This window comes from Janibacter sp. Y6 (assembly GCF_040900765.1).
Lineage (GTDB): Bacteria > Actinomycetota > Actinomycetes > Actinomycetales > Dermatophilaceae > Marihabitans > Marihabitans melonis.
In genome coordinates, this window is sequence record NZ_JAKLYZ010000001.1 from 297,338 (window position 1) to 312,057 (window position 14,720).

Genomic DNA, 14,720 nt, shown 5'->3' on the forward strand with positions numbered 1-14,720 from the left:
GGCTCAGGCAGCCCCACCGCGGGCGATGAGCTCGCGGGCGAGCTGGCGGTAGGCGTTGGCGCCGTTGTGCGCCGTCGCGTACGTCGTGATCGGCTCCGCGGCGAGCGTGGCGTCGGGGAACTTCACGGTGCGCGAGATGACCGTGTGGAAGACGCGCTCGCTGAAGTGGTCGACGACGCTGCTGACGACCTCGCGGCTGTGCAGGGTCCGGCCGTCGTACATCGTCGCGAGGATGCCGTCGATCTCCAGGCGCGGGTTGAGCCGGTCCTGGATCTTCTCGATGGTCTCGACGAGCAGGGCGACGCCGCGCATCGCGAAGTACTCGGTCTCGAGCGGGATGATGACGCCGTGCGCCGCCGTCAGGGCGTTGACGGTGAGCAGCCCGAGGCTGGGCTGGCAGTCGATGAGCACGACGTCGTAGTCATCGAGGACGGGGCGCAGGACCCGGGCGAGGATCTGCTCGCGGGCGACCTCGCCGACGAGCTGCACCTCGGCCGCGGAGAGGTCGATGTTCGCCGGGACGACGTCGAGGCCCTGGACGTTCGTGCGCTGGATGACCTCGCGGATGTCGTGGCGCCGCTCGACGAGGAGGTTGTAGATCGTCACGTCGAGGGTGTGGGTCGGCACGCCGAGACCCACGGACAGCGCGCCCTGGGGGTCGAAGTCGACGAGGAGGACCTTGCGACCGAGCTCGGCGAGCGCGGCGCCGAGGTTGATCGTCGTCGTCGTCTTGCCGACGCCGCCCTTCTGGTTGCACATCGCGATGATGCGCGCCGGGCCGTGCGCGGTCAGCGGAGCGGGGTCCGGGAAGTCGGGGAGAGGTCGACCCGTGGGGCCGACCTGGACCGTGCCGTGCTCGAGCTCGAGCGGCGGCGTCACCTCTGGTGCCACGTGCTGATCACTCCATCGCCGTACGTCGGTCAGCCTCACGCTGATCGAGGCGACCCTACCAGCGGCGCCGGTGGGTCTCCTGGTCGGCGAGCGCCGGGGCCTTCCGTCCGCTCCGGCGCGGGAGAGCTGCGTGTCACCGGGCGCGGGGGTGGCTCTGCGCGTAGACCTCGCGGAGCTGCTGCACCGTGACCATCGTGTAGATCTGGGTCGTCGTCACCGAGGCGTGGCCGAGCAGCTCCTGGACGACCCGGACGTCGGCGCCCCCGTCGAGCAGGTGGGTGGCGAAGGAGTGGCGCAGGGTGTGCGGCGAGATCTCTCCCCGCAGCCGGGCCCGGCCGGCGGTCGCGCTGATGATCGCCCACGCGCTCTGCCGCGACAGCCGGGTGCCGCGGCGGTTGAGGAAGAGGGCGGGGCCACCGCGCCCCTTCGCCAGCATCTCGGGACGCCCGCGGACGAGCCACGCCGCGACCGCCTCGGTGGCGTAGCTGCCGAGCGGCACGACGCGTTCCTTGCTCCCCTTGCCGAAGAGCCGGACCGCCCCGGCCTCGAGGTCGACGTCGTCGACGTCGAGCCCGACCGCCTCGGAGATCCGAGCACCGCTGCCGTAGAGCACCTCGAGCAGGGCGCGGTCGCGCAGCGAGGACGAGCTGTCCCCCGGTCCGGTGGCGTCGATGAGCGCCGAGACCTCGGCGACGGAGATGGCCTTCGGCAGACGCGACGGGGGCCGCGGCGGTGCGACGTCGGCGGCCGGGTCGTCCACGGCGAGCCCCTCGAGCGCGAGGAAGCGGTGCAGCCCGCGCACGGCCACGAGGGTGCGTGCCGCCGAGGTCGCCGCGAGCGGCGGGTGCTCCTCGCTCCCCCGGCGCAGGTCGGCGAGGAAGGACGCGACGTGCTCCTCGCGCACCTCGTCGGGCGCGGTGACGCCCGCCGACTCGAGATGGCGCACGTAGCGCTGCGCGTCGCGGCGGTACGCGGCGAGGGTGTGCCGGCTGACACCGCGCTCGACGTCGAGGTGGGTCAGCCAGGTGCGCACCGCCCGCGCCATCGGAGTGGTCTCGGGCGGTGCTGACGACTGGGTCAGGCGAGGACCTCCGAGACGGGGGTGCACGCCATGTCGAAGGCGTCGGCGACGCCCTGGTAGATCACGGCACCGGCATGGGTGTTGAGACCGGCCGCGAGCGCCGGGTCGGCCCGCATCGCGTCGCGCCAGCCGTGGTCGGCGAGCGCGGCGGCGTAGGACAGGGTCGCGTTGGTCAGCGCCCAGGTCGACGTCGAGGGGACGGCGCCGGGCATGTTGGCCACGCAGTAGTACAGCGAGTCGTGGACCTCGAAGGTGGGGTCGGCGTGGGTCGTCGGGCGGCTGCCCTCGAAGCACCCGCCCTGGTCGATCGCGACGTCGACGAGGACCGAGCCGGGCTTCATCTGGCTGACCATCTCGTCGGTGACGAGCTTGGGGGCCTTCGCCCCGGGGATGAGCACCGTGCCGATGACGAGGTCGGCCCCGAGCACCTGCTCGCGGACGCTGAGCGCCGAGGAGGCGATCTGGTGCACGCGGTTGTCGTAGCGCCAGAAGCTCATCCGCAGCTTGTCGAGGTCGGTGTCGAGCAGGGTGACGTCGGCCCCCATGCCCAGGGCGATGTTCGCGGCGTTCTGGCCGGCGACACCGGCGCCGAGGACGACGACCTTGGCGTTGGCAACACCACCGACGCCACCGAGCAGGACCCCGCGGCCGCCGTGGGCGCGCATGAGCGCCGAGGCCCCGACCTGCGGGGCGAGGCAGCCGGCGACCTCGGACATCGGGTAGAGCAGGGGCAGCATCCCCGAGCGCAGCTGGACGGTCTCGTAGGCGACGGCGGTGACCCCCTTCGCGACGAGCTCGTCGGTGAGCGGCTGGTCGGCCGCGAGGTGGAGGTAGGTGAAGAGCAGCAGGCCCTCGCGCAGGCGGTGGTACTCCTCGGCGACGGGCTCCTTGACCTTCATCACCATGTCGGAGGCGCCCCAGAGCTCGTCCGCGTCGGCGATGATCGTCGCGCCCTGCGCGACGTAGTCCTCGTCGGGCAGCCCCGACCCGAGCCCCGCACCGGACTCGACGAGCACCTCGTGCCCTGCCGCAACCAGCTCGTGGACGCCGACCGGGGTGATCCCCACCCGGTACTCGTTGTTCTTGACCTCGCGGGGGATGCCGATCTTCACGGGATGTGAGCCCTTCGTCGTCGGTGAAGCCGGCAGGACGCCGTTGTCCGCCGGCGCGGCCGTGGCCGCAGGGTGGGATTCTATGCACGGCGCGCGGTGCTCCGTGCACGGCCCGACGCTCCTCGTCCCCCTTCGCCCCTCACCCGCCCCGGGAGCCCCGATGAAGCTCTACGCCGACCTGCCGGCCCGCCGCACCGCCCAGGTCGTCTCCGACCTGCTGATGATCGCGTGGGTGTGGGGCTGGGTCTGGGCCGGCCGCACCGTGCACGACGTGACGATGCGTCTCGCGGAGCCCGGACGACGGCTCGAGGGCGCCGGCTCGGGCTTCCGCGAGAAGATGACGAGCGCCGGCAACGGCGTCGACGACCTGCCGCTCGTCGACGACAAGGTCGCCACGCCCTTCCGCGAGGCGGCCGGCGCCGGAACGGACATCGAGTCCGCGGGACGCGACCTCGTCGACGCCGTCGAGCGCCTGTCCACCGCGCTCGGGCTCGTCACCGCCGTCGTCCCGATCGTCCTCGTCCTGCTCGTGTGGGGCACCCTGCGCTACCGCTTCGTGCGGCACGCGACGGCCGCCCAGCGCTTCATGGACTCCGACGCCGACCTCGACCTCTTCGCGCTGCGGGCGATGGCCGGCCAGCCGATGCCGCGGCTCGCCGCCATCTCGCCCGACCCCGTCGGCGCCTGGCGCCGCCGTGACCCCGACGTCGTGCGCGCCCTCGCCCTGCTCGAGCTGCGCGACGCAGGCCTGCGCCCGCCCCGCCCCACCGGCACCGACTCCGTGAGCTGAACCCGCTGCCCTCCCCCCTTCCTGCCCCCTTCGCCCCGCCCGCGCCGCGGGTCGTCCTGTCGCTGCACCCGGAGGAGGTCGTCGGCTGACTAGGGCGCTGCCCCGTCCGTACGGGGCAGCGCCCTAGCCACGCAGCCGTCCGACCTGGTGCGCACCCCCGGGAGGTGGCGCGGTCACGGCCCTCCACAGCCGGCCGTGCGTGGTGGCGCTCGTCCACAGGCGACCCGGGGCGGCGATCGAGGGTCGACGTGCGCCCCACGATGGGTCGATGGACGTCGATCTCGTGGCCTTGCTCGCCGGTCGGGGGCGCCCGGAGCCGGAGCCGGAGCCGGGGCTCGAGCCGTGCCCGTTCGACTGCGAGCTCTGCCCCGCACCGGGCGAGTGCGACGACTGCCTGGACTGCCTCTACGGCCCGGGCGTCGTCGACGAGCCGTCTGTCCTCGGCCCCCGGGTCGTGCGGGCCGGTCCTCACCTGCCGCTGCGCCACGACGAGCTCCTCGAGGTGCGGGCCCGGCTCAGCACGAGCGATGTCGTCGGTCTGGTCCTGCGTGACCATCGGCGGGCGCGGGGATGGAGTCAGCGCGAGCTCGCCGACGAGATCGGGTGGAGCAAGTCCGCCGTCGCCCGGGTCGAGGCAGGTGCAGGCCGGATGCGTCTGGCCTCCGTCGCAGAGATCCTGCAGCTGTGCGGGCACCGCCTCGTCGTCATGCCCGCCGGGGAGGTCGGTGGCCTGGAAGCGGCTCGCTGGGGCTTCGTCGACCTCCTCGCGCTCGGCGTCCGTGGCCGCCGACCCCCGCCGAGCGCCGACGTCGTCGTGCAGCGCGACGACTACGGCGCGGTGGTCGTCAGCCCGCGGCGACGACGCGGGGACGCAGGTCCTCGGGCGGGCACTGCCAGGTGACGGGGTCGGCGTCGACCTGCTCGCCCGAGCGGATGTCCTTGACCTGGTCGCCGCCCTCGCCGGCGTCGACGAACCACACGAAGGGGATGCCCCGCCGCTCGGCGTGCCGGATCTGCTTGCCGAGCTTGGCCGCCGAGGGGGCGACCTCGCAGGCGATGCCGCGCGAGCGCAGGGCGGTGGCGACGGCGACGGAGGCGGGGCGTGACCCCTCGTCGAGGACCGCGACGAGGACGGCCGCCGGCGACATGCGGGTGGCCGCGACGAGCCCCTCGCGCAGGAGCAGCGCGAGCAGGCGGGACAGGCCGATGGAGATCCCCACGCCCGGGTAGGTCGTGCGCCCGTCGGTGGCGAGGGTGTCGTAGCGCCCGCCGGAGCAGAAGCTGCCCCAGTCCTCGTGGCCGACGACCTGGGTCTCGTAGACCGTGCCCGTGTAGTAGTCCAGGCCGCGCGCGATCCGCAGGTCGGCGACCATCGCGCCGGGGGCGTTGGCCATCCCGGTCTCGATGACGGCCCGCAGCGCCGCCAGGCCCTCGTCGAGGACGGGGTGCTCGACGCCGAGCGCGCGCACCTGCTCGACGAAGGAGGCGTCCTCGGTGCGGATCTGGGCCAGGCGCAGCACGGCGTCGGCCTGCTCCTGGGACAGCCCGGCGTCGACGAGCAGGGCGGCGACCTTCGCCGGGCCGATCTTGTCGAGCTTGTCGACGACGCGCAGCGTGCCCGCGACGTCCTCGATGCCCAGCCCGCGGTAGAAGCCCTCGGGGATCATCCGGTTGTTCACCTGGATGACCATCGGCGGGACGGGCAGCGCGGCGAAGATCTCCGCCATGACGAGCGGCACCTCGGCCTCGAAGTGGGGCGCGAGCTCGCCGACGTCGACGACGTCGATGTCGCACTGCGTGAACTCCCGGAAGCGGCCCTCCTGGGGCCGCTCCCCGCGCCACACCTTCTGGATCTGGTGGCGGCGGAAGGGGAAGCTCAGCCGGCCCGCGTGCTCGACGACGTAACGGGCGAAGGGGACGGTGAGGTCGAAGTGCAGACCGAGCTCGGCGTCGCCGCGCTCCCCCGGCTCGCCGGCGAGCCGCGAGACCGCGTAGATCTCCTTGTCGGCGTCACCGCCCTTGCCGAGCAGCCGCTCGACCGGCTCGACCGCCCGGGTCTCGATGCCCGGGAAGCCGTGCAGCTCGAAGGTCGAGCGGATGACGTCGATGAAGTGCTGCTCGACGACCCGGTCCTGGGGCAGGTGCTCCGGGAAGCCCGACAGCGGGGTGATCTTGGTGGCTCGTGCGGTGGGGCCAGAAATGCTCACGCGATGTCCTGCAGGTAGGGGTTGGTGGCCTTCTCACGGCCGAGGGTGGTCGCCGGGCCGTGGCCCGGCAGGACGAGGCTGGAGTCGGCGCGCGGGGCGACGGCGTGGCGGAGGCTGCGCATCATCGCCTCGTGGCTGCCACCGGGCAGGTCCGTGCGCCCGATGGAGCCGGCGAAGAGGACGTCACCGGTGATGAGCGTGCAGTCGACCTGCGCCTCGTCGGGCACGCCGACCGGCACGCCGTCGAGGGCGAACATCACCGAGCCCTCGGTGTGACCGGGCGCGTGGACGACGTCGAGCTCGAGCCCGGCGACGCTCACCCGCTCCGCGTCGCGCACCTCGACGACATGCTCCGGCTCGCGCCACGTCGCCTGGGTGCCGAACTGCTGCTCGAGCATCCCGAGCAGGCCCGGACCGAGCGAGCTGCCGCCGAGCGGGTCGACGAGCCGGTAGCGGTCCTCGGAGTGGATGTAGGCGGCGAGCTCGCCCCCGCACACCGGGGTCACGGAGTACACGTGGTCGACGTGCCCGTGGGTGAGCAGGACGGCCGCGGGACGCAGCCGGTGCTCGGCGAGCACCTCGCGCAGGGTCTCCTCGACACCGATGCCCGGGTCGACGATCACGCACTCCTCGCCGGGCCCGGGGGCGACGACGTAGCAGTTGGTGCCGAAGGCGGCTGCAGGGAAGGTCACGGTCAGCACGAGGAGTGAGCCTACCCAGCGCGCGTCGTGCGGCTAGGCTCGCGTCTCGTGAGCGAGCAGACCCCTGAGCCGACTGACGCCCCGGACACCACGCCCGAGGTGCACGACGCCCCCAGCCCCACCCCTTCGGCCCCCTCCCCCGCCGCGATGGCACGGATGGCGCCCCGTCGACCCGCCGCGGTCCCGGTCCCCCCGGTGATCGAGACGGACCACTCGGCGTCGGCCGCCTTCGGCCGCGTCGACGACGAGGGCACGGTCTACGTCCGCGAGGGCGACGGCGAGCGCGCCGTCGGCTCCTACCCGGGCGCGACGCCGGAGCAGGCGCTGCTCTACTTCGCCCGCAAGTACGACGAGCTGCACGCCTCCGCCACCCTGCTGCGCCAGCGTCTCGACGCCCCGGAGGTCACCGCCAAGGAGATCGCCGACGGCCTGGGTGCCCTGAAGACCCACGCCGAGGGTGCCGACGTCGTCGGCGACCTGCCGGCGCTGGCCGCCCTCGTCGCCGAGGTCGAGACCGGGCTGGCCGACAAGCGCTCCCGCGAGAGCGCCCAGCGCGCCGAGGCCAAGAAGGCCGCCGCCGCCGAGCGCGAGGCGATCGTCGCCGAGGCCGAGTCCATCGCCGCCCAGCCCGTCGAGCGCATCCAGTGGAAGTCCTCGACCGCCCGCATGCGTGAGCTGCTCGACACGTGGAAGACCCACCAGAAGTCCGGCGTGCGCCTGGACAAGGACGTCGAGTCGGCGCTGTGGCAGCGCTTCTCGAAGGCCCGCAACTCCTTCGACAAGGGCCGTCGTCACCACTTCGCCGAGCTCGAGTCGAGCCGTGGCGAGGTCAAGGCGACCAAGGAGGCGCTCGTCGCCGAGGCCGAGCGCCTGTCGACGAGCACCGACTGGGGACAGACCGCCGGCGCCTACAAGCGCCTCATGGACCAGTGGCGTCACGCCGGCCGCGCCGGCCGCAAGGACGACGACGCCCTGTGGGAGCGCTTCCGCGCCGCCCAGGACGCCTTCTTCACCGCCAAGGACGAGGAGCAGGCCCGCGAGGACGAGAGCTTCCGTGGCAACCTCGAGGTCAAGGAGCGCCTCCTCGTCGAGGCCCAGGCCCTCCTGCCGATCAAGGACCTCGGCGCGACGAAGGGGGCGCTGCGCTCGATCCAGGAGCGCTGGGAGGCCGCCGGCAAGGTGCCCCGCGGCGACGTCGACCGGATGGAGAAAGGCCTGCGCGCCGTCGAGCAGTCCGTGCGCGACGCCGAGGACACCCGCTGGAAGAAGAGCAACCCCGAGTTGTCCGCCCGCGCGAACAGCCTCGTCAGCCAGCTCCAGGCCAAGATCGCCGAGCTCGAGGAGCAGGTCGCCGCGACCGACGACGCCGGTCGCCGCCGCCGCCTCGAGGGCGAGCTCGAGTCGAGCCGCTCGCTGCTCGCCATGGCCCAGGCCGGCGCCGACGAGCTCGGGGGCTGAGGGGGCTACTCCTCCTCGGCGCCCGGGCGCCCGCCGGTCAGCCGGTAGGCGTCGAAGACGCCGTCGATCCGCTTCACCTGGCCCAGGACATGGGCCAGGTGGGTCGGGTCGCCCATCTCGAAGGCGAAGCGCAGCTTGGCCACGCGGTCACGGCTCGTGTGCACCGTCGCCGAGAGGATGTTCACCGAGCTGTCGGAGAGCACCCGGGTGACGTCGGAGAGCAGCCGGCTGCGGTCGAGCGCCTCGACCTGGATCTGGACGAGGAAGAGGTTGTTGCTGCTCGACGTCCACTCGACGTCGATGAGCCGCTCGGCCTCGCGGCGCAGCGAGCCGGCGTTCGTGCAGTCGGTCCGGTGGACCGAGACGCCGTTGCCGCGGGTGATGAAGCCCATGATCTCGTCGCCGGGCACGGGCGTGCAGCAGCGCGCGAGCTTGACCCACACGTCGTCCATGCCCTTGACGACGACCCCGGGGTCGCCGGAGCTGCGGCGCCGCGTGGCGATCGGGCCGGGCATGGTCGCCTCGGCGAGGTCCTCGGTCGCGCCCTCGCGCCCGCCGGCCGACGCGATGAGCCGCGAGACGACGTGCTGGGCAGAGACGTGGCCCTCGCCGACCGCCGCGTAGAGGCCGTCGACGTCCGGGTGGCGCAGCTCGTCGGCGACGCTCGCGAGGCTCTCGTGGGTGAGCAGGCGCTGGAGCGGCAGGTTCTGCTTGCGGATGACCCGGGCGATCGACTCCTTGCCGGCCTCGGCCATCTCCTCCTTGCGCTCGCGCGAGAACCAGTGCCGGATCTTGTTGCGGGCGCGCGGCGAGCGCACGAAGCTCAGCCAGTCGCGCGACGGCCCGGCACCCTCGGCCTTGCTCGTGAGCACCTCGACGACGTCACCGGTCTCGAGCGTGGAGTCCAGGGGCACGAGACGGCCGTTGACCCGTCCGCCGATCGTGCGGTGCCCGACCTCGGTGTGGACCGCGTAGGCGAAGTCCACCGGCGTCGAGCCGGCCGGCAGGGCGATGACCTGCCCCTTCGGCGTGAAGACGTAGACCTCGCGGGCGTTGATCTCGTAGCGCAGCGAGTCGAGGAACTCGCCGGGGTCGGCGGTCTCGCGCTGCCAGTCGAGCAGCTGGCGCAGCCAGGCCATCTCCGAGACGGCCCCGGTGTCCTCGCTGCCGGCGGCGCCGGCGCGGGCGGTGGGGTCATCCTTGTACTTCCAGTGCGCGGCGACGCCGTACTCGGCGCGGCGGTGCATCGCGTGGGTGCGGATCTGGATCTCGACCGGCTTGCCCTGCGGCCCGATGACCGTCGTGTGCAACGACTGGTACATGTTGAACTTCGGCAGCGAGATGTAGTCCTTGAAGCGCCCCGGCAGGGGGTTCCACCGGGCGTGCAGCGCGCCCAGCGCGGCGTAGCAGTCGCGGACCGTGTCGACGAGCACGCGCACGGCGACGAGGTCGTAGATCTCGCCGAACTCGCGGCCGCCGACGATCATCTTCTGGTACACGGAGTAGTAGTGCTTCGGGCGGCCGGTGACCGTCGCGTTGATCCGCGCCTCGCGCAGGTCGAGGACGACCTGGGCGCGCACCGTCGCGAGGTACTCCTCGCGGGCGGGCGCGCGCTCGGCGACGAGGCGCACGATCTCGTCGTACACCTTCGGGTAGAGCGTGGCGAAGGAGAGGTCCTCGAGCTCCCACTTGATGGTGTTCATGCCGAGGCGGTGGGCCAGCGGCGCGTAGATCTCGAGGGTCTCCTGGGCCTTGCGCTGCGCCGAGCCGGGCGAGACGTACTTCCACGTGCGGGCGTTGTGGAGCCGGTCGGCGAGCTTGATGACGAGGACGCGGATGTCGCGGGCCATCGCGACGACCATCTTGCGCACCGTCTCGGCCTGCGCGGCGTCGCCGTAGGTGACCTTGTCGAGCTTGGTCACCCCGTCGACGAGCTTGGCGATCTCGGAGCCGAAGTCCTCCTCGAGCGCCTCGAGCGAGTACGAGGTGTCCTCGACGGTGTCGTGGAGCAGGGCCGCGGCGAGCGTCACCGGCGTCATGCCGAGCTCGGCGAGGATCGTCGTCACCGCGAGCGGGTGGGTGATGTAGGGGTCGCCGCTCTTGCGGCGCTGGCCCTCGTGGGCGCGCGCGGCGACCTGGTAGGCCTGCTCGATGATCGACAGGTCGGCCTTCGGGTGCGTCGAGCGCACGACCTGGAGCAGCGGCTCGAGCTCGGGAGTGCTCGTCGGCTGCGAGCGGGTGCCGATCCGGGCGAGCGAGGCGCGCGCGAGCTGACGCGGGGAGAAGCCCCCTCCGGCAGACCCCGACGACGCTCTCGGCTCGCTCATGCGCAGAGCCTAGACCGTCAGCAGGGCCCCGACCTCACGCCCCTCCAGACGGGAGCGGCCGGCGAGCGCCGCGAGCTCGACGACGACCTCGATCGCCACGACCTCGGCCCCCACCTGCTCGAGCAGCTCGGCCGCCGCAGCGGCGGTGCCGCCGGTCGCGAGCACGTCGTCGACGACGAGGACCCGCTCCCCCGGCGTGACGCAGTCCTCGTGGACCTCGATCCGGGCGGTGCCGTACTCGAGAGCGTAGTCGAGGCTCACCGTCGCGCCGGGCAGCTTGCCCGCCTTGCGCACCGGCACGAAGCCCGCGCCGAGGGCCAGGGCGACCGCGGTGCCGAAGATGAAGCCCCGCGCCTCGAGCCCGACGACCGTCGTGATCCCGGCGTCGCGGTACGGGGCGGCGAGCGCCTCGCACACCTGGGCCAGCGCAGGGCCGTCGGCGACGAGCGGGGTGATGTCCTTGAAGAGCACCCCCGGCTCGGGGAAGTCCGGGATGTCGCGCAGCAGGCCCGAGACCAGCTCAGCGGTCTGCTCGCGCGACGCGGACGCCGTCGAGCTCATCGCTTCGACCGCGGCGTGCGCCGGGGCTGGTTGCGCGGGCCGGACTGGGCGTAGCGGTGCACGGCGCGCCCGGTGACCGTCTGCTCGGCGTCGGGGTCGGGCGAAGGGGTGACCGGCGCCTCCGCGCCGTCCCCCCGCGTCGGCGTGGTCGCGCTCGAGGACCGCAGCGGGCTCGACGATGCGTCGGACGCACCGGCCCCCGCCGGTGCACCGACCGTGGCCGGCGTGCGGTCGCCGACCCGCTCGTGGTGCCTCGAGGCGACCTTGTCGAGCTCGACGATGTCGGCGTCGCGCCGGCGCAGGAGCACGAGCAGCGGCGTCGCGATGTAGACCGACGAGAAGGCACCGACGACCATGCCGACGAAGAGCGCGAGCGAGAGGTCGAGCAGCGTGCCGGGACCGACCCGCGCGAAGCCGACCGCGAGGACCGCGATGATCGGCAGCACGGCGATGACCGTCGTGTTGATCGAGCGCACGAGCGTCTGGTTGACGGCGAGGTTCGCCGACTCCGCGAAGGTCTGACGCCTCGTCTCGAAGGCGTCGGAGGTGTTCTCGCGGACCTTGTCGAAGACGACGACGGTGTCGTAGAGCGAGTACCCGAGGACGGTGAGGAAGCCGATGACCGTCGCTGGCGAGACCTCGAAGCCCGACCACGTGTAGATGCCGACGGTGATGAGCATGTCGTGCGCGAGCGCGACCATCGCCGCGAGCGACATCTTCCAGTTGCGGTAGTACACCGCCATGAGCGCGGCGGTGATGACGAGGAAGACGACGAGCGCGCGCAGCGCCTGCTGGCTCACCGACGCGCCCCACGACGCCCCGATCGTGTTCTGGGTGACGTCGGAGGCCTGCACGCCGAAGGTCTGCGCGAGCTGGGAGCCCACGTCGTTCATCTCGGTCTCGGGCAGCTTCTCGGTCTGCACGCGGACCTGGTTGCCGCCGATGAGCGTGACGTTCGCCGAGGCCGCCGGGCCGGCGACCTCGCGGACCGCGTCGGTCGCCTCCTGCTGGTAGTCGCCGCTCGTCTGCGTCGTCGAGACGCGGAACTCCGAGCCGCCCTCGAACTCGAGACCGAGGTTGAGCCCGCGCACGCCGAAGCCGGCGAGGGCGATGAGCATGATGACGGCACTGATCGCGTACCAGGTCTTCGCCTTGCCGACGAAGTCGATGGAGCGCTTGCCGGTGTACAGGTCGTTGCCGAAGTCGGCCATGCGGCTCATACGACCGCACCTCCGTCGCTCGTGACGCCGGGTCGGGCGGGCTTGCGCTCCTCCGGGACGTCGAACTGGCCGCGGCCCTTGTAGCGCACGCCGGCGTTGTGCAGGGACTCGACCTCGAAGCCGGACCACGGGTGGCCGGAGGCGAAGAACGTGCGGCGGGCGAGCAGGGTGAGCAGCGGGTGGGTGAAGAGCCAGAAGACCGCGAGGTCGATGGCCGTCGTCAGGCCCAGGGTGAAGGCGAAGCCGCGCACGCCGGAGCTCGCGAGGACGTACAGGACGATCGCGGCGATGAAGTTCACGCCGTCGGCCACGAGGATGGTGCGCTTGGCACGCGCCCAGCCGGCCTCGACCGCGGCCCGCAGGTTCCTCCCTTCGCGCAGCTCGTCACGGACTCTCTCGAAGTAGACGATGAAGGAGTCCGCGGTGACGCCGATCGCGATGATGAGCCCGGTGACCCCCGCCATGTCGAGACGGAAGTTGTAGCCCCACGCGAGCAGCGCGATGAAGAGGTACGTGAAGGCGAAGGCGACGACCATCGAGCCGATCGTCACGAGGGCGAGCGCCCGGTACTGCGCGACCGAGTAGACGATGACGAGGAGCAGACCGATGAGCCCGGCGATGATGCCGTAGCGCAGCTGCTCCGAGCCGAGCGTCGGGCTGATCGTCACGGCCTGGTTGGTCTCGAAGGTGATGGGCAGCGCGCCGAACTTCAGCGACTGGGCGAGGGCGCGCGCCTCCTCGATGGTGAAGTTGCCGGTGATCGAGGCGGTGCCGTTCGGGATCGCCTCGTTGAACCCTGGGGCGACGAGGACGGTGCCGTCGTAGACCGTCGCGAGGGCGTTGTACGACCCCGGCGGGTTGATCGGGCTGGCCTGCGACAGGCTCGGCAGGGCGAGGAGGTCGCGCGAGACCTGCGCGTAGCGCTGGACGCCGTCGCCGCCGAAGGTCAGCTGGATCTCGACGGTGTTGGTGACCTGACCCTGCTGGGTCGTCTGGTACCCGGCCGAGGCGTCCTTGATGTCGGCGCCGGCGACCATCTGCGGGCCGAGGACGTACTTCGTCGCGCCGTCCTCGGAGCAGGCGGTGATCGCCTTCTTCGGGTCGGTCGCGGGCCGCTCGTCGGAGCGCTGCGCGCAGTCGAGCTCGGTGAACTCGCGGTACAGACCGGTCGAGATGTTGTTCGGGTCGGTGGGGCCGTCGGGCTTGGCCGAAGGGGTCCACCCGCCCTGCGCGGGGGCCGTGGGCTCCCCGGTGGCCGAGGGGGTCGACGAGGCCGAGCCGGAGGCGGAGCCCCCCGAGGACGGCGTCGAGGAGGCGCTGCCGGAGGACGAGCCGCTGCCGGAGGGGGTGGTCGACGTCGTCGCGGCGCTCCCGGCGGGAGCCGTGCGGGCCTCGTCGCGGGACGCGGACGTCGGCGAGGCGTTGCTCGCCGAGGGGTTGGACCGGGTCGTCGAGCCGCTCGTGCTGCTCGAGGACGAGCCGGAGCCGGAGGTGGCCGAGCCCGAGGACGACCCGGTGCTGCCGGGGGCGGGCTCGGTCGTGCCGGGCGCGGTCGCGAGGACCGGGCGGAACTGCATCTGCGAGGCGCTCGTGATCGCCTGGCGCTGGGCCTCGGTGGGGCGACCGGCCATCGCGACGACGATGTTCTCGCCGCCGAGGGTGGTCACCTCGGCACCGCTCGTGCCCTGGGCGTCGATGCGCTGGACGATGATGTCGCGGGCCTGGTCGAGCTGCTGCGAGCTCACCCGCTGCCCGCCCTCGACGACGGGCTCGAGGATGAACTGCGTGCCGCCCTGGAGGTCGAGGCCGAGACGGGGCGCCCACGTCGCGTCGGAGCGGGCGACGCCGAAGCCGAGGACGGCGGTCAGAGCGGCGCCCATGACGAAGAGCGCGATGAGGGTGCGCTTGGCCGCGTCCTTGGCCTTCGCGGCGCGAGCCGCGCCGCGGTCGGCCATCACGGCCGGCCCCGCTGGCCCTCGTCGTCCACGGCGCTCTCAGCGGTCACGACGGGCTCCTGGACCGGGTCGTCGGCAGGCTCCTCGCCGCGCGCGGCGGCGGTGCCGGCGACCTGGCCGCGAGACATCTCGGCCTCGCGCACGCCGACGGCACGCCGGTCGACGCGGATGACCGTCCCTGGGGCGATCTCGAGGTGGAGGACCCCCTCGTCGGTGCCGGTGATGGTGCCGTAGACGCCCGAGGTCAGCACGACCTTCTCGCCGACGGCGAGGGAGCTCTGGAAGTCCTGCATCGTCCGCTGGCGCCGACGCCCCGAGAAGACCATGAAGACGATGAGCAGGAGCGGGAGCAGCAGGATGAGCAGGCTGGCGAACGAGCCGTCGTTCATGGGAGTTCAGCAGACCTTCGCAGACGGA

Annotated in this window: 13 protein-coding genes; 3 read left to right on the forward strand and 10 right to left on the reverse strand. The window is 72.6% G+C overall.

Annotated elements, in window-relative coordinates:
• Positions 1 to 3 precede the first annotated feature (3 nt).
• The 3 genes from L6241_RS01440 to ald form a co-directional block, all read right to left on the reverse strand.
• Positions 4 to 879 carry a ParA family protein gene (locus L6241_RS01440; protein WP_368244471.1) on the reverse strand — a complete coding sequence of 292 codons (876 nt, stop codon included), beginning with the start codon at positions 877 to 879 and terminating at the stop codon, positions 4 to 6.
• A 145-nt stretch (positions 880 to 1,024) separates the two neighbouring features.
• Positions 1,025 to 1,936 carry a site-specific tyrosine recombinase XerD gene (xerD, locus tag L6241_RS01445; protein ID WP_368244472.1) on the reverse strand — a complete coding sequence of 304 codons (912 nt, stop codon included), beginning with the start codon at positions 1,934 to 1,936 and terminating at the stop codon, positions 1,025 to 1,027.
• Between the two features lie 32 nt (positions 1,937 to 1,968).
• Positions 1,969 to 3,084, reverse strand: coding sequence for an alanine dehydrogenase (gene ald / locus L6241_RS01450; protein ID WP_368244473.1), 1,116 nt, complete (start codon positions 3,082 to 3,084; stop codon positions 1,969 to 1,971).
• An 82-nt stretch (positions 3,085 to 3,166) separates the two neighbouring features.
• On the opposite strand from ald, the gene L6241_RS01455 reads away from it, so the two are divergent.
• Together L6241_RS01455 and L6241_RS01460 are read left to right on the forward strand one after the other, a co-directional pair.
• Positions 3,167 to 3,874, forward strand: coding sequence for a hypothetical protein (locus L6241_RS01455; protein ID WP_368244474.1), 708 nt, complete (start codon positions 3,167 to 3,169; stop codon positions 3,872 to 3,874).
• 268 nt (positions 3,875 to 4,142) lie between these two features.
• Entirely contained in the window at positions 4,143 to 4,775 is a 633-nt protein-coding gene (locus tag L6241_RS01460; RefSeq protein WP_368244475.1) for a helix-turn-helix domain-containing protein, read from the forward strand.
• On the opposite strand, the gene hisS is transcribed toward L6241_RS01460, so the two are convergent.
• Both hisS and L6241_RS01470 read right to left on the reverse strand, forming a co-directional pair.
• Entirely contained in the window at positions 4,720 to 6,075 is a 1,356-nt protein-coding gene (gene hisS, locus L6241_RS01465; RefSeq protein ID WP_368245130.1) for a histidine--tRNA ligase, read from the reverse strand. The genes L6241_RS01460 and hisS overlap by 56 nt on opposite strands.
• Positions 6,076 to 6,077: 2 nt before the next feature.
• The gene (locus L6241_RS01470) at positions 6,078 to 6,782 is read right to left on the reverse strand and encodes an MBL fold metallo-hydrolase (protein ID WP_368244476.1); all 705 of its coding nucleotides are present in this window, start codon (positions 6,780 to 6,782) and stop codon (positions 6,078 to 6,080) included.
• A gap of 48 nt (positions 6,783 to 6,830) precedes the next feature.
• Here L6241_RS01470 and L6241_RS01475 point away from each other — a divergent pair, with 48 nt between their 5' ends.
• Complete coding sequence (locus tag L6241_RS01475) at positions 6,831 to 8,240, forward strand: DUF349 domain-containing protein (RefSeq protein ID WP_229298970.1); 1,410 nt, start codon at positions 6,831 to 6,833, stop codon at positions 8,238 to 8,240.
• A 5-nt stretch (positions 8,241 to 8,245) separates the two neighbouring features.
• On the opposite strand, the gene L6241_RS01480 is transcribed toward L6241_RS01475, so the two are convergent.
• From L6241_RS01480 to yajC, 5 genes are read right to left on the reverse strand one after another with little or no spacing between them, the layout of a single operon-like run.
• Positions 8,246 to 10,567: a bifunctional (p)ppGpp synthetase/guanosine-3',5'-bis(diphosphate) 3'-pyrophosphohydrolase gene (locus L6241_RS01480; protein WP_368244477.1), complete on the reverse strand. Its 2,322-nt coding sequence runs from the start codon at positions 10,565 to 10,567 to the stop codon at positions 8,246 to 8,248.
• Positions 10,568 to 10,576: 9 nt separating this feature from the next.
• On the reverse strand, positions 10,577 to 11,128 hold the full coding sequence (locus L6241_RS01485) for an adenine phosphoribosyltransferase (RefSeq protein ID WP_229298972.1): 552 nt from the start codon (positions 11,126 to 11,128) through the stop codon (positions 10,577 to 10,579).
• Positions 11,125 to 12,348 carry a protein translocase subunit SecF gene (gene secF / locus L6241_RS01490; protein WP_368244478.1) on the reverse strand — a complete coding sequence of 408 codons (1,224 nt, stop codon included), beginning with the start codon at positions 12,346 to 12,348 and terminating at the stop codon, positions 11,125 to 11,127. The genes L6241_RS01485 and secF overlap by 4 nt, the downstream gene beginning before the upstream one ends.
• On the reverse strand, positions 12,345 to 14,303 hold the full coding sequence (secD, locus tag L6241_RS01495; protein WP_368245132.1) for a protein translocase subunit SecD: 1,959 nt from the start codon (positions 14,301 to 14,303) through the stop codon (positions 12,345 to 12,347). Before secD ends, secF begins: the two co-directional genes overlap by 4 nt.
• Positions 14,303 to 14,692: a preprotein translocase subunit YajC gene (yajC, locus tag L6241_RS01500; RefSeq protein ID WP_368244479.1), complete on the reverse strand. Its 390-nt coding sequence runs from the start codon at positions 14,690 to 14,692 to the stop codon at positions 14,303 to 14,305. Before yajC ends, secD begins: the two co-directional genes overlap by 1 nt.
• Positions 14,693 to 14,720: the final 28 nt, after the last annotated feature.

Excerpts from the sequence above, each read along its gene's own strand:
- xerD (WP_368244472.1), bottom strand. The coding sequence starts at position 1,936 with ATGGCGCGGGCGGTGCGCACCTGGCTGACCCACCTCGACGTCGAGCGC.
- yajC (WP_368244479.1), bottom strand. The coding sequence starts at position 14,692 with ATGAACGACGGCTCGTTCGCCAGCCTGCTCATCCTGCTGCTCCCGCTC.
- L6241_RS01460 (WP_368244475.1), top strand. The coding sequence starts at position 4,143 with ATGGACGTCGATCTCGTGGCCTTGCTCGCCGGTCGGGGGCGCCCGGAG.
- L6241_RS01485 (WP_229298972.1), bottom strand. The coding sequence starts at position 11,128 with ATGAGCTCGACGGCGTCCGCGTCGCGCGAGCAGACCGCTGAGCTGGTC.
- L6241_RS01455 (WP_368244474.1), top strand. The coding sequence starts at position 3,167 with ATGCACGGCGCGCGGTGCTCCGTGCACGGCCCGACGCTCCTCGTCCCC.
- L6241_RS01480 (WP_368244477.1), bottom strand. The coding sequence starts at position 10,567 with ATGAGCGAGCCGAGAGCGTCGTCGGGGTCTGCCGGAGGGGGCTTCTCC.
- secD (WP_368245132.1), bottom strand. The coding sequence starts at position 14,303 with ATGGCCGACCGCGGCGCGGCTCGCGCCGCGAAGGCCAAGGACGCGGCC.
- secF (WP_368244478.1), bottom strand. The coding sequence starts at position 12,348 with ATGAGCCGCATGGCCGACTTCGGCAACGACCTGTACACCGGCAAGCGC.